This window comes from Agarivorans sp. Z349TD_8 (assembly GCF_050870825.2).
Classification (GTDB): Bacteria; Pseudomonadota; Gammaproteobacteria; order Enterobacterales; family Celerinatantimonadaceae; genus Agarivorans.
Genome location: NZ_CP194037.2, coordinates 1,598,578 through 1,619,435, shown reverse-complemented (window position 1 = coordinate 1,619,435; position 20,858 = coordinate 1,598,578). Strand labels below are relative to the sequence as shown.

Here is a 20,858-nt window from a genome sequence, read left to right as displayed (position 1 = left end):
GTTAACTAATCTTATCAGAATGACTAAGGATAAACATGACAACTTTTCTTCTAACCAACAAATCTTGGTGGTGGCGCACTCCGAATTAGACGGGTGTGAGTTGTTGTATTTCCAATACATTGAACAGAACAACAAAGCCCGCTTAAAGCGGGCTTTTTTTATATTTGCGCTACGGCTTCACTAGGAGTAACGAACTATGGCTACCCCACCTAGGGTACAACTAAAGAATATCCAGATCGATGCCAGCTATGTGCATGATCCACTTAGTCTTTATCAAGAATTGTGTAAAGAAAGCCAACAAAATGTATTGCTTGAATCGGCGGAAATAGACAGTAAGGAAAACCTCAAAAGTCTCATATTGGCCGATGCAGCAGTTAAAATTAGCTGCCATGGACGAGAAGTGACATTTGTTGCTATATCACCCAATGGCGAGTCGGTCTTAGCCGACGTTACCGCAAATTTAGAACCATCGCTAATTACCCAGCAAACCTCAAAACAACTCGTCGTAGACTATCCCCTTCCGACAGCCAATTTAGACGAAGACTCTCGCTTAAAAGCCAGCTCTCCAGTTGATGCGTTACGTTTATTAGTCACACTTTATGGCTCGCAAACAGACTTCAATGAAGGCTTATTTATCGGTGGAGTATTTGCTTACGACTTCATTGCCAGCTTTGAACAACTGCCAACAGTTGCCGATAGCACCAATGCCTGCCCTGACTTTCAATTCTATCTCGCCGAAAGCTTGCTATTAATCGACCATCAACAGCAAGTGACCCATATCATCGGTTCACTATTCAATGACCACGAGAGCTCACGAATCACTCAGCGTTTAAGCCACTTGGCTGAATTATGTGAAACGGAGAACCACCAGCAAGAGTCAGCGGTACCAACTAATTATCAAGCTAAAATAAGCACCGACATTAGCGACGCCCATTATTGCGAACATGTTGAAACCTTAAAAGACTATATTCGTCAGGGTGATATTTTTCAGGTCGTTCCCTCGCGCAGCTTTCAACTGGCCTGTCCCGATAGTCTCGCCGCTTACCGAGAATTAAAATTAACCAACCCCAGCCCTTATATGTTCTATCTACAAGATAGTGAATTTGTATTGTTTGGTGCTTCTCCAGAGAGCGCGATTAAGTATTGTTCCAATAGCCGGGATGTCGAGATTTATCCGATAGCAGGGACCCGCAAACGTGGCTTTAACCCCGACGGTTCTATCAATCGAGATTTAGATGGACGCTTGGAGTTAGAACTCCGTTTAGATAAGAAAGAGACCGCCGAACATATCATGCTGGTAGATTTAGCCCGCAATGATGTCGCCCGCATTAGTGAGCCGGGTACTCGTCACGTTGCAGACCTGCTCAAAGTCGATCGCTATAGCCATGTGATGCACTTGGTTTCGCGAGTGATCGGCACCTTGCGCAAAGATTTGGACGCACTACATGCTTACCAAGCGTGCATGAATATGGGAACTCTGGTTGGAGCGCCTAAAATTCGCGCATCAGAGCTAATTAGACAAATCGAGCAACAGCGCCGTGGTAGTTATGGCGGTGCAGTTGGCTACCTCACGGGGAAGGGCGATATGGATACTTGTATTGTGATCCGATCGGCCTTTGTCAAAAACCAAGTCGCTCATGTGCAGGCGGGAGCTGGTATTGTCTATGATTCAGATCCTCAAGCGGAAGCTGACGAAACCCGTAATAAAGCCGCTGCCGTATTAAACGCCATCGCCCGCGCCCACGGCTCAACCTTAAAGGATGTCAGCCATGACTCATAGTGTATTTTTACTCGATAATTTTGACTCTTTTACTTACAACCTAGTTGACCAGTTTCGCAGTCAAGGCTTAGATGTTCATATATATCGTAATCATTTAAGCGCTTCCGAGATCAAACAGCACATTGATGCCTGTCCAGATCTTCCTGTGTTAGTACTATCACCGGGACCGGGCAATCCACAGCAAGCCGGCTGCATGTTAGAGCTCATTGACTTATGCAAAGGGCAAGTGCCAATTATAGGGATCTGCTTAGGTCATCAAGCGCTGGTTGAAAGTTACGGCGGCGAGGTCGGTAAAGCAGAAGAAATTGTGCATGGAAAATCATCATTGATTGAACATGATAATCAGCTAATGTTTGAAGGTTTAACCAATCCGCTTCCGGTGGCGCGTTATCACTCCTTAGTTGCCACCAAAATGCCGACAGGCTTGACAGTAAACGCCCACTACCAACAAATGCCGATGGCCATTATCAATCAACAAGATAAAGTCATTGGTTTTCAATTTCACCCAGAGTCCATATTAACCAGCGAAGGAGCAAGTTTATTAGCTCGTAGCCTTGATTGGGCCACACAAGCAAAGGAGCAAGCATAATGCAGGCAATCTTAGAGCAACTTTATCAAGGGCAAAGCCTCAGCAGCGAGCAAGCGCAACAGGTATTTAGCCAAGTGATTCAAGGTGAAGTCGAGCCGATTGTGTTGTCTTCACTGCTAACGGCCTTAAAAATTAAAGGCGAGACCCCAGAGGAAATTGCTGGTGCGGCGCGCGCGCTATTGGCAAACGCAGCGCCGTTCCCAACGCCCGACTACCCCTTTGCTGACATTGTTGGTACTGGTGGCGATGGCTACAACACCATTAATATCTCGACTACTTCGGCATTTGTGGCGGCAAGTCTTGGAGTTAAAGTTGCCAAACACGGCAACCGCAGCGTCTCCAGTAAATCGGGCTCATCCGATTTACTGGCTGCTTTAGGCATTAATATTCAAATGACACCAGCAACCGCTCGACGCTGCTTAGACGAATTAGGTCTGTGTTTCTTATTTGCACCGCAATACCATGCTGGTGTCCGCCATGCGATGCCAGTACGACAAACCCTGAAGACCCGAACCATTTTTAATGTACTCGGCCCCCTAATTAATCCGGCTCACCCAACCATGGAAGTGATGGGGGTTTATGATCCAGCCTTAATTTCGCCAATTGCTCATACCTTACAACAACTGGGTATGAAAAAAGCCATGGTAGTACACGGCGCAGGTCTAGATGAAGTGGCCATTCATGGTCCCACTCAAATTGCCGAAGTAAATGGTGAAAGCATCCGAGAATATACCCTCGACCCCAGCGACTTCGGAGTAAAACAAGCTGCGATAGAAGCCCTTGAAGGCGGAACCCCAGAACAAAACAAAACCATCACCTTAGCTTTATTACAAGGTAAGGCCACAGAGGCGCAGCAAGCAGCGGTTGCCGTAAATGTAGCTCTGTTATTAAAGCTCGCCGGCAAAGCCGACAATGTCGGTCAGGGCGTAAATATGGCCATTGAAGAAATGGCTTCAGGCCGCCCCTTAGCGTTAGCCCACAAATTAGCGGAGATGAGTCAGTGAGTCATAATCAAAATCAAGCGACCATCTTAGATGAAATTGTGGCAGATAAAGAAATCTGGTTAGCCGAGCGTATGCAACGTCAACCCTTAAACAGCTTTATCAACCAAGTGGAGCCCAGTGACCGGAGCTTTTATCAGGCGCTATCAGGAACGCCTGCCAAGTTTATTCTGGAATGCAAAAAAGCATCCCCTTCGAAGGGATTGATCCGACCTGAGTTTGATTTAGATTTTATTGCTGGTGTTTACAAAAACTATGCGGCAGCTATCTCGGTATTAACCGATAGCAAGTACTTTCAAGGTGAGTTTGAATACGTCACTCAAGTGCGCGAACAGGTTTCACAGCCAGTATTATGCAAAGACTTCTTTATAGATGAATACCAAATTTACTTAGCCCGCTATCACCAAGCCGATGCCATTTTACTGATGCTGTCGGTGCTTGACGATAATGAATACAGCTTACTGGCAGACGTCGCGCATAAGCTTAAATTGGGTGTATTGACCGAGGTGAGTAATCAACAAGAACTAGAACGAGCAATTGCTTTAAATGCTAAAGTCATCGGCATTAATAACCGTAACTTGCGCGATTTATCGATCACTTTAGAACGGACTCCTGAGTTAGCCAAACAAATTCCAGAAGACCGGATCATCATTTCAGAATCAGGGATCTATAAACACCAGCAAGTAAGAGAACTAGCCAAATACGCCAACGGCTTTTTAGTCGGTAGTTCACTTATGAGCCAAGACGATGTCGATATGGCTTGCCGTAAACTGATCCTCGGTGAAAACAAGATTTGCGGTTTAAGCCGTGAACAAGACGTGATCGCCGCACATCAAGCTGGTGCCGTTTACGGTGGTTTAATTTTCGCCGAAAAATCACCGCGGCATATCAGCCTAGCCCAAGCTCGGCAATTAATTCAAGCCGCCCCACTCAATTTTGTGGGTGTGTTTGTCAATCATCCCCTCGAGGACGTTGCGGCCATTGCCAACCAACTACAACTGCATGCTGTACAACTCCATGGCAGCGAGGACGAACAGTACATTCACCAGCTAAAATCCCTATTGAATCACAGCTTAGTATGGAAAGCCCTCGCCGTTGCGACACAACTTCCCGAAGCCCCTAAAAATGCCGATAAGATCCTGTTTGATAGCAAAATCGCCGACCAATTTGGCGGCACAGGGCAAACCTTCGATTGGCAACTATTAGGTGAGCACAGTCAAGGTGCGATGTTAGCTGGAGGTATATCGCCAGACAACATACAGCAAGCGCTCACACTCGGTGCTGCGGGCTTAGATCTAAATTCTGGGGTAGAACAAAGCCCTGGCATAAAAGATGCCCACAAAATCGCCAGAGCGTTTCAACTAATTAGAGACTACTAAGGGAACCCCTTAGGTAATCATTCAACCCTTTAATGACGAATAAGAGCTAACAATGAGTAAATTAGATGCCTATTTTGGAGAATTTGGCGGGCAATTTGTCCCACAAATTCTAGTACCGGCGCTCGATCAACTCGAGCAAGCCTTTATCGATGCTCAGCAAGATCCTGAGTTTATCGCTGAGTTTAACCACCTGTTGAGTGAATATGCGGGTAGACCGACCCCACTCACCCTATGTCGTAACCTGACCAAGGGAACCAACACCAAGATCTACCTCAAACGTGAAGATTTATTGCACGGTGGTGCCCACAAGACCAATCAGGTACTGGGCCAAGCACTGCTTGCCAAACGTATGGGGAAACATGAAATTATCGCCGAAACGGGCGCTGGCCAGCATGGTGTCGCCACTGCGCTAGCCTGTGCCCTACTGGGACTCAAGTGTCGAGTATATATGGGCGCAAAAGACTGTGAGCGTCAAGAACCCAATGTATTCAGAATGAAATTAATGGGCGCGGAAGTCATTCCGGTACATAGCGGCTCATCCACCCTCAAAGATGCTTGCAATGAAGCATTACGAGACTGGGCAGCAAGCTATGACACCGCACACTACTTACTTGGCACGGCTGCTGGCCCACATCCTTTCCCTACCATTGTACGGGAATTCCAGAAAATGATCGGCGAAGAAGCCAAACAACAAATTCTAAAAGCCGAAGGCCGTTTGCCAGATGCAGTCATCGCCTGTGTCGGAGGCGGCTCGAATGCCATTGGCATTTTTGCTGATTTCATCGAAGAAAAAGGTGTACAGCTGATCGGCGTAGAGCCTGCGGGTAAAGGAATTGATACCGACCAACACGGCGCACCACTGAAGCACGGTCGTAAAGGTATGTTCTTTGGCATGCACTCTTTGCTAATGCAAGATCCTAACGGTCAGATTGAAGAGTCTTACTCCATTTCAGCGGGGTTAGATTTCCCATCAGTAGGGCCACAGCATGCCCACCTTAATTCAATCGGCCGAGCCAGCTATGAGTCAGCCACCGATGAAGAGGCCCTAGCAGCCTTCCAAACCTTGGCTGAAAGCGAGGGCATCATCCCAGCCTTAGAGTCGGCTCATGCTTTAGCATATGCTCTCAAGCTAGCGCAGCAAGATAAGAGCAAACAACAAATCTTGGTGGTCAATCTGTCGGGTCGTGGTGACAAAGATATCTATACTGTCGCAGATATCTTCGCTAAAAGAGGAGGCTTATAATGACACAACGTTACCAAAACCTATTTCAACGCCTAGCAGCCGATAAGCAAGGTGCCTTTGTCCCATTTGTAACTTTAGGTGACCCTGCCATGGAGCAATCACTCGCAATCATCGACGCCTTAATCGAAGGAGGTGCTGATGCCTTAGAACTCGGGATCCCGTTTTCCGATCCCGTCGCCGATGGCCCAACCATTCAAGGTGCCAACGTAAGAGCTTTACAAGCGGGCATAACCCCCCCCGATTGCCTAGCTATGCTCTGCCGAATTAGGGCCAAACATCCCGAGGTACCAATCGGTTTACTGCTCTATGCAAACCTCGTCTATTCAACTGGGATTGATAATTTCTATCAAAAGTTGGCCCAAGCAGGCGTAGATTCGGTACTAGTTGCCGATGTACCGATCCGCGAGTCGGCGCCTTTTAGAGCAGCCGCCAATAAACATGGCTTACAAAGCATTTTTATCGCACCGCCCAACGCAGATGATACGATCTTGAAAAAAGTTGCCGAATATAGCCAAGGCTACACCTATCTGGTTAGTCGAGCAGGCGTGACTGGCACCGAAACCAAAGCCGGTACGCCTGTGGGTAAACTACTCGACAAATTAAAACAGTACCAGGCACCACCGGCACTGCTTGGTTTTGGTATTTCAACGCCTCAACAAGTAACCGAAACAATTGCAGCTGGCGCTGCTGGAGCAATTTCTGGATCGGCAGTAGTGAAACTTATCGAGAATCATCTAGAGCAACCGACTCAAATGCTAACCGCGCTCAAAGACTTTGCCTCGCAAATGAAAGCCGCTACCGTTTAGGCGAAGAACTTGCTACTATCAAAAGCCGCTATAATTAGCGGCTTTTTATTTACCGCTAGCCCTGAGGAATTATGAAACAATTTTTCGAATTCATTCCATTGATCATTTTTTTCGCTGTATACAAAATGCAAGATATTTATGCAGCAACCTTCGCGTTAATCATTTCCACAGCGCTTCTCTTAGCAGCCTCTTACATAAAAAATAAAAAAATTGAGAAGATGCATTTAATCTCCTTTGTCTTGATCTTGGTTTTTGGTGGTCTCACGCTAATTCTACGCGATGATGACTTTATTAAGTGGAAACCCACAGTGATCAATTGGCTATTCGGTTTAGTCTTATTAGTCAGTCAGTTTGTTTTCAAAAGTCCCTTAATCAAAAAAATGCTTGGTAAGGAGATGACGCTTCCTGAATCCATATGGGGTAAAGTGAATGTTGCTTGGGCTCTTTTTTTTATGAGCTGTGGCACGCTTAACCTCTACATCGCTTTTAACTTTTCAGAAGACTTCTGGGTGAACTTTAAAGTATTTGGATTACTTGGGCTAACCTTGGTATTCACCGTTGCAACTGTTGCTTATCTGTATAAACATCTCCCTAAAGAACAGCAGCAATCGCTATCGGAAAAAAAGGATAATTAAGCATGTGGTATGTAATTTTTGCTGAAGACGTAGAAAATAGCCTAGAACAACGCAAACAAGCCAGACCCGCCCACTTAGCACGACTGCAAGCACTGGTAAATGAAGGACGACTGCTGGTCGCAGGCCCAAACCCAGCGATTGATGCAGAGGATCCTGCTGAAGCTGGATTCACCGGTTCAACAGTTATCGCCGAATTTCAAAACTTGGAGCAAGCCGTCGCTTGGGCAAATGCCGATCCATATGTCGAAGCCGGCGTATACGCTAAGGTCATCGTGAAACCCTTCAAGAAAGCACTTCCTTAAAAGATCCCTAGGCAAAGTCTACTGCCTAGCTTTCTACTAGTAGTACATATCTAAATAACCCAATTGAGTGATTTGTTATTTAACTATTTATTCTAAGGTTAACCATGGTTTAAGCACAAAAGGAGCAAACCATGAGATTGATCCAAAGACTAATTCTAATATTCTGTCTTGCTAGTATGAACTACGTTTATGCCCAAGAAACAAACCAAGTATTAAACCTAAATACCGCCAACTCCGAACAACTAGTGACACTCAAAGGCGTAGGTAAAAGTAAATCATTAGCTATCATTGAATATCGTCAAACCCATGGCAACTTTAAGAACATTGAACAAATTGTCTTAGTACCAGGGATCGGAGAAAAAATTTACTTGGATAATAAAGATAATCTATATGTCGAGTAAATTAATGATTTAGCCTTTCGATACAACACTCGCCCTTGACCCCGCTATCAAACAGCTATTCAAGGGCGAACTTCATCTTTAAGTTAATGTTCTCAAAGAAATTTTATTAATTCGTGTAAAGCCTCCCCATTTCTTAACAAACTCAATTTTAATTGTCATTTCTCCGTGCTAAAGTGCGCTGCATTATTCCTCCCTATTCAAGGAACTGAGTATGACTACATCAGTCAAAAAAGCGGTACTACCGGTAGCCGGTTTAGGCACCAGAATGTTGCCCGCCACTAAAGCCATCCCCAAAGAAATGCTGCCCATCGTCGATAAGCCATTGATCCAATATGTAGTCCAAGAAGCAATAGCGGCAGGCATTAAAGAAATAATTTTAGTCACTCATTCTAGTAAAAACTCTATTGAGAATCATTTTGATACCAGTTTTGAATTAGAAGCTACCTTAGAAAAAAGGGTGAAACGACAATTATTAGAAGAAGTTCGCTCTATTTGTCCAAAAGATGTCACCATCATGCATGTCCGCCAAGGTGTTGCTAAGGGCCTCGGGCACGCGATACTGTGTGCACATCCGCTGATTGGAGATAATCCTTTTGCGGTATTGTTACCTGACGTAATTCTAGATGACTCTACATCGAACTTAAAAACTGAAAACCTCGCTGACATGGTGAACAAATACAACCAAACGGGCTCTAGTCAAATCATGGTTGAAGCGGTTGCTAACGAAGATGTCAGCAAATTTGGGATTGTCGATATTAATGGCAATAATATCAAACCCGGTGAATCGGCTGATATGGTAGCCACCATTGAAAAACCAAACATCGCTGATGCGCCATCAAACCTTGCTGTCGTTGGACGTTATGTTTTATCTGCGCAGATATGGAAAGAGTTGGCCAAAACGCCACCTGGCGCCGGAGATGAAATCCAACTCACCGATGCAATTGCAAGCTTGATGGAAAAAGAAACAACCCAAGCTTATTATATGCTGGGCAAAAGCCACGACTGCGGTAGCAAGTTTGGTTACTTAAAAGCCATCGTAGAGTTTGCGCTACGTCACCCCGAACTCAAAGATCGCTTTCAAAACTACCTAAAGGAACTAAAATTATAAACGCAGATTCACTGGAAAATAATCGTAATCAGTGATAAATATGTAAGTAGATGTGGAAAGCATCTTAACTAAGTCATACAATGACATAGTTATACAATTTATACAGGGAAATTTCATGAAAAAATTAGTTTTAGTCGCAGCTGCCGCTTTGGCAATGTCTGGTAATGTATTTGCTGCTGAAGCAGCAGCTGGTGCAGCTGGTGCCGGTGGCGCTGCTGGCGGTGCTGCTGGTGTAACTGGCGCAGTTGTTGGTGGTGTTGTAGCTACTACCGCTGTAGTTGGTATCGCATCAAACCAAAGCAATGATAGTGTAACTGGTGGTACTTCTACCTCTACTAGCACTTCAACTGCTCAGTAATTATTAAGCAGTGAAATAAAGAACGAGCTTTAAGCTCGTTTTTTTATGTCTGTTGCCTCAATAAGCAGTTAACAATTACCCGAATAATCTCTAAGGGTTTTAATGTAAATTCTAAACTCTAGATATTCACCCTCATATGTAAGAACTCGAGGCTGCTGATCTAATAACAATTGCACTAACTATCCGATCTAATAGCTTATCGCTCATTCAAGTACTTATCCGCTTGCATACACCTGATGAACTGAAACGACTCTTTAAAAAAACCTCAGATCCTAGATTAAAAATTCGCTTCATGACTATCTACCCCTTTAAGCGTGGCTACAAGCGCACACAGATAGCGGAAGTGCTTGGAGTAGCCAAAGGCAGGTCAGCAAATATTTTATAGAAGAACTCCACTCTAAAAGTTGTCCTGGAAGGCCTAACAAACTATCAGCTCCTCAGCTCGACACTCTCAAACGATTCATTCATTGAAGACAACGCTATCAAGAAGGGTGGAGGACGACTCATTGCTGAAGATATTCGCTTATACATTAGCCTCCAGTTTGGTATTCCTGACCAATATAGAAATATTTACGGACTCCACCATGCACTTAGATTTAGTTGGATAACCAGCCGTTCCAAGCACCCAAAGCAATCGCAAGAGGCTCAAGAAGCTTTTAAAAAACTTCCTTCTGGAAACGATCCTTCACATCCCCGGACATCAAGCGCTTGAGCATATGTCGATGTTTGGTTTCAAGACGAAGCGAGATTTGGTCAACAAAATCAGACAACTAAAATTTAGGCTGCAAAAGGGAGTCGGCCCAGAGCGGTTAAACAGCAACAGTTCGACTACGGTTACATTTTTGGAGCGGAATGCCCGGGGAATGGAAAGACGGAAGCATTGGTTCGCCCTTGGGTGAATAAAGAGGTGATGGAAAAACACTGACAGCAAATTTCAGAGGCAACACCAGCCGGTAGACATGCAGTGGTTATCGTAAACGGTGCGGGTTAGCACACAAGCGATACGGCCTTTGCCTTTTCAAATCTCATTTTAATCAAGTTGCCGCCGTACTCACCAGAATTAAATCCGATAGATCAAGTTTGGCAATGGCTGCGTCAACGCTGTTTGTCTAATCGCATGTTCAACAATTATAAGCAAATTGTGGAACAAGTTTCACGCGCATGGAATACCTTTAGGAAGGATACAGAGAGAGTCACTCATTTGTGTCAGAGGGAATGGCCAAAGTGTTCAATTAATTAATGCAATTGGTATAAATGCTCTCGTCTTGGTGAAAGATGATGTGAGCGTCCAAATTCTTCCCGAACTTCCTACGCAAGAGTCGAAGTCTAGAAAGCAAAAAAGCCTTTCATACCCTGAAAGGCTTTTTCATATAGTGAAAACTGCATTTATCTGATTTATCGCAGGATCAGACTTCAATTTTCGCAGCCCGCATCATCATGAACACCAGTTCATCTTGGCTGCCCTTGCTAAATCTCAGACAATAAAAAAGCCCTCGTCGTCAGACGAGGGCTTAGTATAGGCGCCTGGCAGTGACCTACTTTCACATGGGGAGACCCCACACTATCATCGGCGCAGTTGCGTTTCACTTCTGAGTTCGGCATGGGTTCAGGTGGTTCCACAACGCTATTGCCACCAGGCAAAAACTTGTTGTCTTTAACATTCGAAAAAACTGATATATCCCACGAGCATAACAAGCACTCTTGGTTCTAAAATAAAGTATCTATAAGCAACACCCTTTAGGTGTTGTATGGTTAAGCCTCACGGGTAATTAGTACAAGTTAGCTCAATGCCTCACAGCACTTACACACCTTGCCTATCAACGTTGTAGTCTCCAACGGCCCTTCAGAGGACTTAAAGTCCTAGTGAGAATTAATCTCAAGGCCTGCTTCCCGCTTAGATGCTTTCAGCGGTTATCAGTTCCGAACGTAGCTACTGGGCAATGCTATTGGCATAACAACCCAAACACCAGCGGTTCGTCCACTCCGGTCCTCTCGTACTAGGAGCAGCTCCCTTCAATTCTCAAACGCCCACGGCAGATAGGGACCGAACTGTCTCACGACGTTCTAAACCCAGCTCGCGTACCACTTTAAATGGCGAACAGCCATACCCTTGGGACCGACTTCAGCCCCAGGATGTGATGAGCCGACATCGAGGTGCCAAACACCGCCGTCGATATGAACTCTTGGGCGGTATCAGCCTGTTATCCCCGGAGTACCTTTTATCCGTTGAGCGATGGCCCTTCCATACAGAACCACCGGATCACTATGACCTACTTTCGTACCTGCTCGACGTGTCTGTCTCGCAGTTAAGCTGGCTTATGCCATTGCACTAACCGTACGATGTCCGACCGTACTTAGCCAACCTTCGTGCTCCTCCGTTACTCTTTGGGAGGAGACCGCCCCAGTCAAACTACCCACCAGACACTGTCCGCATCCCGGATAACGGGACAACGTTAGAACATCAACACTACAAGGGTGGTATTTCAAGGTCGGCTCCACATCATCTAGCGACAACGCTTCAAAGCCTCCCACCTATCCTACACATGTAGGGTCAATGTTCAGTGTCAAGCTGTAGTAAAGGTTCACGGGGTCTTTCCGTCTAGCCGCGGGTACACCGCATCTTCACGGCAATTTCAATTTCACTGAGTCTCGGGTGGAGACAGCTTGGCCATCATTACGCCATTCGTGCAGGTCGGAACTTACCCGACAAGGAATTTCGCTACCTTAGGACCGTTATAGTTACGGCCGCCGTTTACCGGGGCTTCGATCAATAGCTTCGCTTGCGCTAACCACATCAATTAACCTTCCGGCACCGGGCAGGCGTCACACCGTATACGTCATCTTTCGATTTAGCACAGTGCTGTGTTTTTAATAAACAGTTGCAGCCAACTGGTATCTGCGACTGCCGTCAGCTCAGGGAGCAAGTCCCATCACCAACAGCAGCGTACCTTCTCCCGAAGTTACGGTACCATTTTGCCTAGTTCCTTCACCCGAGTTCTCTCAAGCGCCTTGGTATTCTCTACCCAACCACCTGTGTCGGTTTGGGGTACGGTTTCGTATAATCTGAAGCTTAGAGACTTTTCCTGGAAGCAGGGCATCAACCACTTCATCACCTTAGTGACTCGTCATCAATCCTCAGCCTTAGACACCCGGATTTTCCTAAGTGTCCAGCCTACAACCTTAAACGCGGACAACCAAACGCCGCGCTGGCCTAGCCTTCTCCGTCCTCCCATCGCAATTATACGAAGTACAGGAATATTAACCTGTTTCCCATCGACTACACTTTTCAGTCTCGCCTTAGGGGCCGACTCACCCTGCTCTGATTAACATTGAACAGGAAACCTTGGTCTTTCGGCGAGGGGGCTTTTCACCCCCTTTATCGTTACTCATGTCAACATTCGCACTTCTGATACCTCCAGCAATCCTTACGAATCACCTTCAACGGCTTACAGAACGCTCCTCTACCGCACTTGCAAAGCAAGTACCCGTAGCTTCGGTGCATAGCTTAGCCCCGTTACATCTTCCGCGCAGGCCGACTCGACCAGTGAGCTATTACGCTTTCTTTAAATGATGGCTGCTTCTAAGCCAACATCCTGGCTGTCTAAGCCTTCCCACATCGTTTCCCACTTAGCTATGACTTTGGGACCTTAGCTGACGGTCTGGGTTGTTTCCCTTTTCACGACGGACGTTAGCACCCGCCGTGTGTCTCCCGGATAGTACTTAGTGGTATTCGGAGTTTGCAAAGGGTTGGTAAGTCGGGATGACCCCCTAGCCTTAACAGTGCTCTACCCCCACTAGTATTCGTCCGAGGCGCTACCTAAATAGCTTTCGAGGAGAACCAGCTATCTCCCGGTTTGATTGGCCTTTCACCCCCAGCCACAAGTCATCCGCTAATTTTTCAACATTAGTCGGTTCGGTCCTCCAATTGGTGTTACCCAATCTTCAACCTGCCCATGGCTAGATCACCGGGTTTCGGGTCTAATCCCAGCAACTATGCGCGCAGTTAACACTCGGTTTCCCTACGGCTCCGCTATTCGCTTAACCTTGCTACTGAAATTAAGTCGTTGACCCATTATACAAAAGGTACGCAGTCACCCCACAAAGAGGCTCCCACTGCTTGTACGTATACGGTTTCAGGTTCTATTTCACTCCCCTCACAGGGGTTCTTTTCGCCTTTCCCTCACGGTACTGGTTCACTATCGGTCAGTCAGGAGTATTTAGCCTTGGAGGATGGTCCCCCCATATTCAGACAACATATCACGTGTGCCGTCCTACTCGTTTTCACTTCAAATCACCTTTCGTGTACGGGGCTATCACCCGCTACGGCCAAACTTTCCAGCTTGTTCCACTAAATTATAAGAAGCTTAAGGGCTAATCCGGGTTCGCTCGCCGCTACTACCAGAATCTCGGTTGATTTCTTTTCCTCCGGGTACTTAGATGTTTCAGTTCCCCGGGTTCGCCTCGCAACGCTATGTATTCACGTTACGATACTGCATAAAATGCAGTGGGTTTCCCCATTCGGAAATCCATGTCTATTGCGTCTTTTATCGACTCAACATGGCTTATCGCAGATTAACACGTCCTTCATCGCCTCTGACTGCCAAGGCATCCACCGTATACGCTTAGTCACTTAACCATACAACACCTAAATGTTGTCGCTTAAATCACTTGAATGGTCAGGCTGTATAAATCCTGCCACTCGAGTACGATCACCTTATTTTTTTGAATACCAAAAACACTTGTTATTTCACTCGTATTTTTGAGATATTTTTTATCAGCTTTTCCAAATTGTTAAAGAGCATTCGGCTTCTTAGAAACCAAAGCTAAGCACTGTATCAACATAATGCTTAGCTTTATTTTCTTAAACCAAGAGAGAAATGGTATCCCGTACGAGATTTGAACTCGTGTTACCGCCGTGAAAGGGCGGTGTCCTAGGCCTCTAGACGAACGGGACACTGTTATGCGGGTCTTTTGCGTCGCTGGCTGCGTTACCACTCAGTGCTCGCTCGGTAATGTAGTTCTCTACACGCCCTCACTGCGCCTTCGTGAGCCTTGCCATCAATGCAAAACCCTTCGCCTAACTCGAGGTCAGACTTCTCTCTTTATCTTCTATCAAGCAATCTGTGTGAACACGTCACAAAACATAAACGTTCATAATAAGGAGGTGATCCAGCCCCAGGTTCCCCTAGGGCTACCTTGTTACGACTTCACCCCAGTCATGAACCACAAAGTGGTGAGCGTCCTCCCGAAGGTTAAACTACCCACTTCTTTTGCAGCCCACTCCCATGGTGTGACGGGCGGTGTGTACAAGGCCCGGGAACGTATTCACCGTGGCATTCTGATCCACGATTACTAGCGATTCCGACTTCACGGAGTCGAGTTGCAGACTCCGATCCGGACTACGACATGCTTTCTGGGGTCCGCTTGCTCTCGCGAGGTCGCATCCCTCTGTACATGCCATTGTAGCACGTGTGTAGCCCTGCCCGTAAGGGCCATGATGACTTGACGTCGTCCCCACCTTCCTCCGGTTTATCACCGGCAGTCTCCCTAGAGTTCCCACCATTACGTGCTGGCAAATAAGGATAAGGGTTGCGCTCGTTGCGGGACTTAACCCAACATCTCACGACACGAGCTGACGACAGCCATGCAGCACCTGTATCTAAGTTCCCGAAGGCACCAATCCATCTCTGGAAAGTTCTTAGTATGTCAAGGGCAGGTAAGGTTCTTCGCGTTGCATCGAATTAAACCACATGCTCCACCGCTTGTGCGGGCCCCCGTCAATTCATTTGAGTTTTAACCTTGCGGCCGTACTCCCCAGGCGGTCTACTTAATGCGTTAGCTGCGTTACCCACGGGTTAAACCCACAGACAACTAGTAGACATCGTTTACGGCGTGGACTACCAGGGTATCTAATCCTGTTTGCTCCCCACGCTTTCGTACATGAGCGTCAGTTTTTGTCCAGGTGGCCGCCTTCGCCACTGGTATTCCTTCAGATCTCTACGCATTTCACCGCTACACCTGAAATTCTACCACCCTCTACAAAACTCTAGCTTCCCAGTTCCAAATGCCATTCCCAGGTTGAGCCCGGGGATTTCACATCTGGCTTAAAAAGCCGCCTGCGTACGCTTTACGCCCAGTAATTCCGATTAACGCTCGGACCCTCCGTATTACCGCGGCTGCTGGCACGGAGTTAGCCGGTCCTTCTTCTGTCGCTAACGTCAAACAATATACGTATTAAGCATATTGCCTTCCTCACAACTGAAAGTGCTTTACAACCCGAAGGCCTTCTTCACACACGCGGCATGGCTGCATCAGGCTTTCGCCCATTGTGCAATATTCCCCACTGCTGCCTCCCGTAGGAGTCTGGGCCGTGTCTCAGTCCCAGTGTGGCTGATCATCCTCTCAAACCAGCTAGGGATCGTCGCCTTGGTGAGCCATTACCCCACCAACTAGCTAATCCCACTTGGGCTAATCTCTACGCGAAAGGCTCCGAAGAGTCCCCTCCTTTGGTCCGAAGACATTATGCGGTATTAGCAGTCGTTTCCAACTGTTGTCCCCCACGTAAAGGCATATTCCCAAGCATTACTCACCCGTCCGCCGCTCGTCATCTTCTAGCAAGCTAGAAATGTTACCGCTCGACTTGCATGTGTTAAGCCTGCCGCCAGCGTTCAATCTGAGCCATGATCAAACTCTTCAATCAAAGTTTTTTCGCTCAAAGTAAATACTGAAATTATTACTGTTAAAACAGTGTGTCACTCCAGTCCACTTAAGCTAATTTTTTTCGCTTAGTGCTCTGTGAGTGCTCACACAGATTGCTTGATAAATTGTTAAAGAGCGTTGCTTCTTGCGAAGCGAGGTGCGCATTCTACGCCATCCTCGGTGACTGTCAACCGCTTTTTTCAATCTTTTCCGAAGAACTTTTCTAAGGAAAGTTTGAAGCGTTTAACCGCCGCTGATAAAGCCTCAGGCCTTACCAACCCTGACTGCTTGCTGCTGCGCTTTTTGCGTGCTGCCCGCCGTGTCAGTGGAGTCGCATTATAGGGATCCGCGCTTACGGTGCAAGCCTTTTTTGAAGAAAATCACAGTTTTTTGTTTAACTGCTCAGATATCGAACAATGCAAGCGTATCCGGCTAAAAAATGTCGATAAAACAAGCAAGTTAAGTATTATCACGAGGAACCTTCATGGTAACCCTAATGCTTGTTAGCGTTCATCTTGCAGAATGATACTCACCGCTTCTTTCAATGATGATACTTGGCTGCTCGCTAACTGAAGTTCTTCAGCTTTAAGCGGATATTGTCCTTTCACCAGTATACGGTTGCTTACTCCGGCGTTTTTAGCGGCTAACAAATCAGAGCCTTTATCGCCAACCAGCCAGGAATTAGTCAAATCAATACCTAACTCTTTAGCAGCCTCAAGTAACATTCCCGGCTTTGGCTTGCGACAATTGCAATCAATTCGGTAATCCTCACTACCATAATCTTTATGATGAGGACAAAAATAGATCCCATCCAAATCAACGCCTCTATCAGCTAGGGACCAATCCATCCATTCTGTTAGGCTTAAAAACTGTTGCTCAGAGAAATAGCCTCGCGCAATACCTGCTTGATTAGTCACCACCACCAATAACCACCCAGCTTTTTTGAGCTGTTGCATCGCTTCAATTGCACCCTCAATAAACTCAAAATCGTCAACCTTAGATACATAGCCATGGTCATGATTGATAACACCATCTCGGTCGAGGAAAACTGCAGCTTGTTTCATTAAATACACTTTATCTTAATAACTAGACTACCGATTCTACAACACTAAAAGGCGAATGGGTTATTTCAATTGTTCAGATAATTACTTATTTAATTGACTAGACTAAGATCAATAAATGGCTTACATCACGCAATAGTTGGCTAGGTTTTCGACTGAATAACCCTACCCGCGGATGCATTCGTACCAAGCCATTGAGATAGGCAGCCATATAGTACTTCGCGTTCACAGGGCTGAATTAGCATTTCATCAATTCCTGAGTCAATACTAACTTGTTTCATTTCATCATTTAGATCAGTGGTCAAACCAACTATTGGGATCCGTTGGGTATTACTCTCTAAGTTTCGAATCACCGAGCTTGCATGAAAGGCAGATTTATCCGCTATCTGGCAATTAATAAGGATCAAGGATAATTGTGTCCCCCAACCTTTAAACATTTCGATCGCTTCATGTCCGTTATTCGCGAGAATCACTTTAAGCCCAAAACTATTCAAAACATGACTAACAATACGCTGCTTAACAATGTCACTTTCAATCAGTAAAACTTGCCCATATAGACGTTCCAATACAATCGTTCGCTTCACAGAATGCTGATCATAGCTATCAACACTAGAGAGCGGTAAATGAATCGAAACTTCAGTTCCTAAGCCAAGACGTGAGCGAATTTTTACATCGCCATTCATTAGGCTCGTAAGTCTCTGGCATATCATCAAGCCTAAACCTATGTCTGCAAAACAATGATGATTTAGATTTTCGCTCTTGGCAAAAGAGCGAAACATATCTTCTTGTGCTTCCTCAGAAATGCCGACGCCACTATCACTCACCGAGATTTCAACCATTTCTCCTAACGTAGACTGCTCGGTAAATTGAACACTAAGCGTAATATGTCCAACTTCAGTATGCCGCAGGGCATTACTGACTAAATTAATGAAAATTTGCTGGATCTTCCCTTGATCGCCTAAAAATGAGCTAGGCAATGAAGCTGGATAATCTAAACGCAGTTGAATGTGTTTCTCCTTTGCTTGCAAGGAAAACATCTTAACAACATCTGATAAGGTTAACTTCAGATTAAAGGTATTTAAACGCAGCGCCATAGTCTCCATTTCAACTTTTGAATAATCAAAAATATCATTTACCACGGCTAATAAGGCTTTACTCGACAAACGTATCGTATTGACATATTCCATCTGTTCTGAACTGAGTGGCGATGAACTCAATGACTCAGTCATATTGACGATACAGTCCATAGGTGTGCGAACTTCATGGCTCATCATCGCCAAAAAATCACTTTTGACTCGCGTAGAGACTTTAGCTTTTTGTTGTGTAAGCTTGAGTTGCTGTTGATTTTTCCGAGAAGATTGCAACTGGCTATTTAACCGTTCTGCTCGTTTATCAATCCCTGCCATCATTTGACTAATAGTACTCGCAAGCACCCCAACTTCATCATTAGATTGCTCTGGTAAAACGACTCGAAGATTCCGTTTACCATACAACAACATCGCATGCGTGATATAACGCAACGGCGACACAATGGTATGCGCAAAAAACCAGCCAAATAACACCATGAAACCCATAACGATTAAGGCCACGATCAAAGCCTGCTTGGCTGCCAATTTTGACCCAGCGATTGTGCGTTGGTAATCAGCCACCAGCACCAAATCTAAATATTCTTGCGAATTGTTAGGCATATACGCTAATCGCTGGATGCTCAGAAGGTACGAGCCATATTTGATAACTTGTTCCGCGACATTTTTCACCGGAGAAGCCAGTAGCTGCTTAACCCTTTGATACTCTGCAGCTTGAAATTCATCATTCACAGCAATAACTTGTTCTTTACGCCATAATCGCTCTCCGTTAACGTCGAAAACTAACAAATCATCACCATTTGAATCACTCAAACCATGATCGGCTAAATAGCTTGGAGGCTCTTGTAATACCAAACTAAACACACTACTTTGTTGATATTGAAACACCCAGATAGCAGCAACTTTTCCATCGCTCTTCGTCACAGCCTTAGCCAAAGACCAGACATCATCATTATTTTCGCGGATAGCTTGAGCATGCACCACGCTAGGCTGCTGTGCGGCAAGCAATAGCAAGGATTTAGGTGAGTCAGGTGTCTTTCCTTTAGCCACCGATAGGTAATCAAATTGTTGACCTTGTGCCACAACAACTAAATGCACCGCTCGCAAAGCTGGCACCCTCGAAAATAACTTATTAATGTTGCTACGTAACCAAGGTTTCCAAAATAAGGGCTCTATATTTATAAAATTCCCTTCAATAAATTGTTGCTGGAAAAAACCAACTAAAACATCTCGCCTTGAAAATAAACTTATTTCGTCATAAGCGAGTTTGATACGACGATCCAAGTGCTCCACTTGAATAGAACTATGTAAACTTAGCTGCTGTTTTCGTTCATTTTCTAAACTTGACACAAAGGCAAAATAAAATATAAGTGAGGTGCTAGCCACGCCCATCACCACTAAACAAGCACTCAGCAAAGAGACATAACTACTAAGCGAGTTTTTAACCCGTACAAACCAAGGATATTGTCGGTTCCGAGAACGTTCAAATAATCGGATCAAGCGAGATTCTCGGCGCAAAGTCCGAGTCCCGCCATTCAGCGGTGTAGCAGATTTAGCCTGTAAAAAAACGGCAGCAATCACGACCAAGTAACTAAAAAGTTTACTCAAAGCGATAACAAGTTGCATAAAATTATCAGCTGCAAGTTGCGATGGTGCAGCCCAGAAATACAAAACGAACTGAATACAGGTGAAGATCAAGATACCATATTCAAGCGGTTCACTTAACCAGCGTAGCCTTACACCATAAGACACAATCAGCAAAACAAAAGCACAGCTCACTGCAAACTCTGCGGGTAACTGCAAATAACTTAATGAACTTTGCATAAAAGGCAAAGAGACGACATATAGAAAGGCAATACTAAGTAAAGCAAAACTAACACTGGCGATAATCAATACTGAAGGACTCATTTTACCGCCGTTCGCTAACCGATAGAGCCGATGCACTAACATCCCCGAGGTCAATAAAATAAAAGCTAAACACCCTCGGGAAATCAACCCCGCCCAAATCACTAAATGACTATGGCTAACAACAGAAAACGAAAAGAACAGTTGGTAACGAACCAGAAAAAAACAAAGTTCTATAGCGCTCAAGGTAAAGAAACCGAGACTAAATACCAGCATGAAGTAGCTATCGCTGCGGCGATAGTAATAGCGACATAAAAAACTAATGAAAAACGATGATAGAAGAATACCAAGGTCAACTAAAATTACCCATCTAGGTGAAAGTTGCCAATTTTGGCTTTGGCTAAACCAGAGACAGCCCGCTAAACTGACAAGTATGGTCAGCAGTAGCAAACTATTGCGCCACGCTATGCTCGATTTAATCGGAAAACGCAGATTAGGTTTATACATTCCCCTTCCTCGGTAAACGCCAGACCCTTCAAGTTATTCATCACAAATAATTAGCATCA

The 20,858-nt window shown here is 45.4% G+C and carries 13 protein-coding genes, 1 tRNA gene, 3 rRNA genes and 1 pseudogene; 12 read left to right on the top strand and 6 right to left on the bottom strand.

Annotation, left to right across the window (positions count from 1 at the left end; all coding sequences use genetic code 11):
* The first annotated feature begins 196 nt into the window (after nt 1–196).
* From ACRRS1_RS07305 to ACRRS1_RS07250, 12 genes and pseudogenes are all read left to right on the top strand, one after another.
* On the top strand, nt 197–1,780 hold the full coding sequence (locus ACRRS1_RS07305; RefSeq protein WP_432462870.1) for an anthranilate synthase component 1: 1,584 nt from the start codon (nt 197–199) through the stop codon (nt 1,778–1,780).
* The gene (locus ACRRS1_RS07300) at nt 1,770–2,369 is read left to right on the top strand and encodes an aminodeoxychorismate/anthranilate synthase component II (protein ID WP_432453818.1); all 600 of its coding nucleotides are present in this window, start codon (nt 1,770–1,772) and stop codon (nt 2,367–2,369) included. The genes ACRRS1_RS07305 and ACRRS1_RS07300 overlap by 11 nt, the downstream gene beginning before the upstream one ends.
* Complete coding sequence (gene trpD, locus ACRRS1_RS07295; RefSeq protein ID WP_432453819.1) at nt 2,369–3,373, top strand: anthranilate phosphoribosyltransferase; 1,005 nt, start codon at nt 2,369–2,371, stop codon at nt 3,371–3,373. The genes ACRRS1_RS07300 and trpD overlap by 1 nt, the downstream gene beginning before the upstream one ends.
* Nucleotides 3,370–4,749: a bifunctional indole-3-glycerol-phosphate synthase TrpC/phosphoribosylanthranilate isomerase TrpF gene (gene trpCF, locus ACRRS1_RS07290; protein ID WP_432453820.1), complete on the top strand. Its 1,380-nt coding sequence runs from the start codon at nt 3,370–3,372 to the stop codon at nt 4,747–4,749. The genes trpD and trpCF overlap by 4 nt, the downstream gene beginning before the upstream one ends.
* Before the next feature lie 52 nt (nt 4,750–4,801).
* Nucleotides 4,802–5,992 (top strand): tryptophan synthase subunit beta, encoded by a 1,191-nt coding sequence (gene trpB, locus ACRRS1_RS07285; RefSeq protein WP_432453821.1) that lies wholly within the window; start codon nt 4,802–4,804, stop codon nt 5,990–5,992.
* The gene (gene trpA / locus ACRRS1_RS07280) at nt 5,992–6,798 is read left to right on the top strand and encodes a tryptophan synthase subunit alpha (protein WP_432459018.1); all 807 of its coding nucleotides are present in this window, start codon (nt 5,992–5,994) and stop codon (nt 6,796–6,798) included. Before trpB ends, trpA begins: the two co-directional genes overlap by 1 nt.
* Nucleotides 6,799–6,869: 71 nt before the next feature.
* Nucleotides 6,870–7,433 carry a septation protein A gene (locus ACRRS1_RS07275; RefSeq protein WP_432468084.1) on the top strand — a complete coding sequence of 188 codons (564 nt, stop codon included), beginning with the start codon at nt 6,870–6,872 and terminating at the stop codon, nt 7,431–7,433.
* Nucleotides 7,434–7,435: 2 nt separating this feature from the next.
* Nucleotides 7,436–7,735: a YciI family protein gene (locus ACRRS1_RS07270; protein ID WP_432453824.1), complete on the top strand. Its 300-nt coding sequence runs from the start codon at nt 7,436–7,438 to the stop codon at nt 7,733–7,735.
* A gap of 131 nt (nt 7,736–7,866) precedes the next feature.
* Nucleotides 7,867–8,136 (top strand): ComEA family DNA-binding protein, encoded by a 270-nt coding sequence (locus ACRRS1_RS07265; RefSeq protein ID WP_432453825.1) that lies wholly within the window; start codon nt 7,867–7,869, stop codon nt 8,134–8,136.
* A 211-nt stretch (nt 8,137–8,347) separates the two neighbouring features.
* Nucleotides 8,348–9,244 (top strand): UTP--glucose-1-phosphate uridylyltransferase GalU, encoded by an 897-nt coding sequence (gene galU, locus ACRRS1_RS07260; protein ID WP_432453826.1) that lies wholly within the window; start codon nt 8,348–8,350, stop codon nt 9,242–9,244.
* Between the two features lie 115 nt (nt 9,245–9,359).
* Nucleotides 9,360–9,602: a hypothetical protein gene (locus ACRRS1_RS07255; protein WP_432453827.1), complete on the top strand. Its 243-nt coding sequence runs from the start codon at nt 9,360–9,362 to the stop codon at nt 9,600–9,602.
* Nucleotides 9,603–9,825: 223 nt separating this feature from the next.
* Nucleotides 9,826–10,842: pseudogene (locus ACRRS1_RS07250) on the top strand (IS630 family transposase).
* Nucleotides 10,843–11,124: 282 nt separating this feature from the next.
* On the opposite strand, the gene rrf reads toward ACRRS1_RS07250, so the two are convergent.
* From rrf to ACRRS1_RS07220, 6 genes are all read right to left on the bottom strand, one after another.
* Nucleotides 11,125–11,240: ribosomal RNA gene (gene rrf / locus ACRRS1_RS07245) — 5S ribosomal RNA — on the bottom strand.
* A gap of 110 nt (nt 11,241–11,350) precedes the next feature.
* Nucleotides 11,351–14,238, bottom strand: a 23S ribosomal RNA gene (locus ACRRS1_RS07240).
* A 242-nt stretch (nt 14,239–14,480) separates the two neighbouring features.
* A tRNA-Glu gene (locus ACRRS1_RS07235) sits at nt 14,481–14,556 on the bottom strand.
* A 203-nt stretch (nt 14,557–14,759) separates the two neighbouring features.
* Nucleotides 14,760–16,302 (bottom strand): 16S ribosomal RNA (locus ACRRS1_RS07230).
* The 16S, 23S and 5S rRNA genes sit together here with 1 tRNA gene alongside, the layout of an rRNA operon.
* 502 nt (nt 16,303–16,804) lie before the next feature.
* The gene (gmhB, locus tag ACRRS1_RS07225; protein ID WP_432468085.1) at nt 16,805–17,365 is read right to left on the bottom strand and encodes a D-glycero-beta-D-manno-heptose 1,7-bisphosphate 7-phosphatase; all 561 of its coding nucleotides are present in this window, start codon (nt 17,363–17,365) and stop codon (nt 16,805–16,807) included.
* A 140-nt stretch (nt 17,366–17,505) separates the two neighbouring features.
* Nucleotides 17,506–20,799 (bottom strand): ATP-binding protein, encoded by a 3,294-nt coding sequence (locus ACRRS1_RS07220; protein WP_432468086.1) that lies wholly within the window; start codon nt 20,797–20,799, stop codon nt 17,506–17,508.
* Nucleotides 20,800–20,858: the final 59 nt, after the last annotated feature.

Coding starts and splice junctions, on each gene's coding strand:
- ACRRS1_RS07305 (WP_432462870.1), top strand. CDS start 197: ATGGCTACCCCACCTAGGGTACAACTAAAGAATATCCAGATCGATGCC.
- ACRRS1_RS07300 (WP_432453818.1), top strand. CDS start 1,770: ATGACTCATAGTGTATTTTTACTCGATAATTTTGACTCTTTTACTTAC.
- trpD (WP_432453819.1), top strand. CDS start 2,369: ATGCAGGCAATCTTAGAGCAACTTTATCAAGGGCAAAGCCTCAGCAGC.
- trpB (WP_432453821.1), top strand. CDS start 4,802: ATGAGTAAATTAGATGCCTATTTTGGAGAATTTGGCGGGCAATTTGTC.
- trpA (WP_432459018.1), top strand. CDS start 5,992: ATGACACAACGTTACCAAAACCTATTTCAACGCCTAGCAGCCGATAAG.
- ACRRS1_RS07275 (WP_432468084.1), top strand. CDS start 6,870: ATGAAACAATTTTTCGAATTCATTCCATTGATCATTTTTTTCGCTGTA.
- ACRRS1_RS07270 (WP_432453824.1), top strand. CDS start 7,436: ATGTGGTATGTAATTTTTGCTGAAGACGTAGAAAATAGCCTAGAACAA.
- ACRRS1_RS07265 (WP_432453825.1), top strand. CDS start 7,867: ATGAGATTGATCCAAAGACTAATTCTAATATTCTGTCTTGCTAGTATG.
- galU (WP_432453826.1), top strand. CDS start 8,348: ATGACTACATCAGTCAAAAAAGCGGTACTACCGGTAGCCGGTTTAGGC.
- ACRRS1_RS07255 (WP_432453827.1), top strand. CDS start 9,360: ATGAAAAAATTAGTTTTAGTCGCAGCTGCCGCTTTGGCAATGTCTGGT.
- gmhB (WP_432468085.1), bottom strand. CDS start 17,365: ATGAAACAAGCTGCAGTTTTCCTCGACCGAGATGGTGTTATCAATCAT.
- ACRRS1_RS07220 (WP_432468086.1), bottom strand. CDS start 20,799: ATGTATAAACCTAATCTGCGTTTTCCGATTAAATCGAGCATAGCGTGG.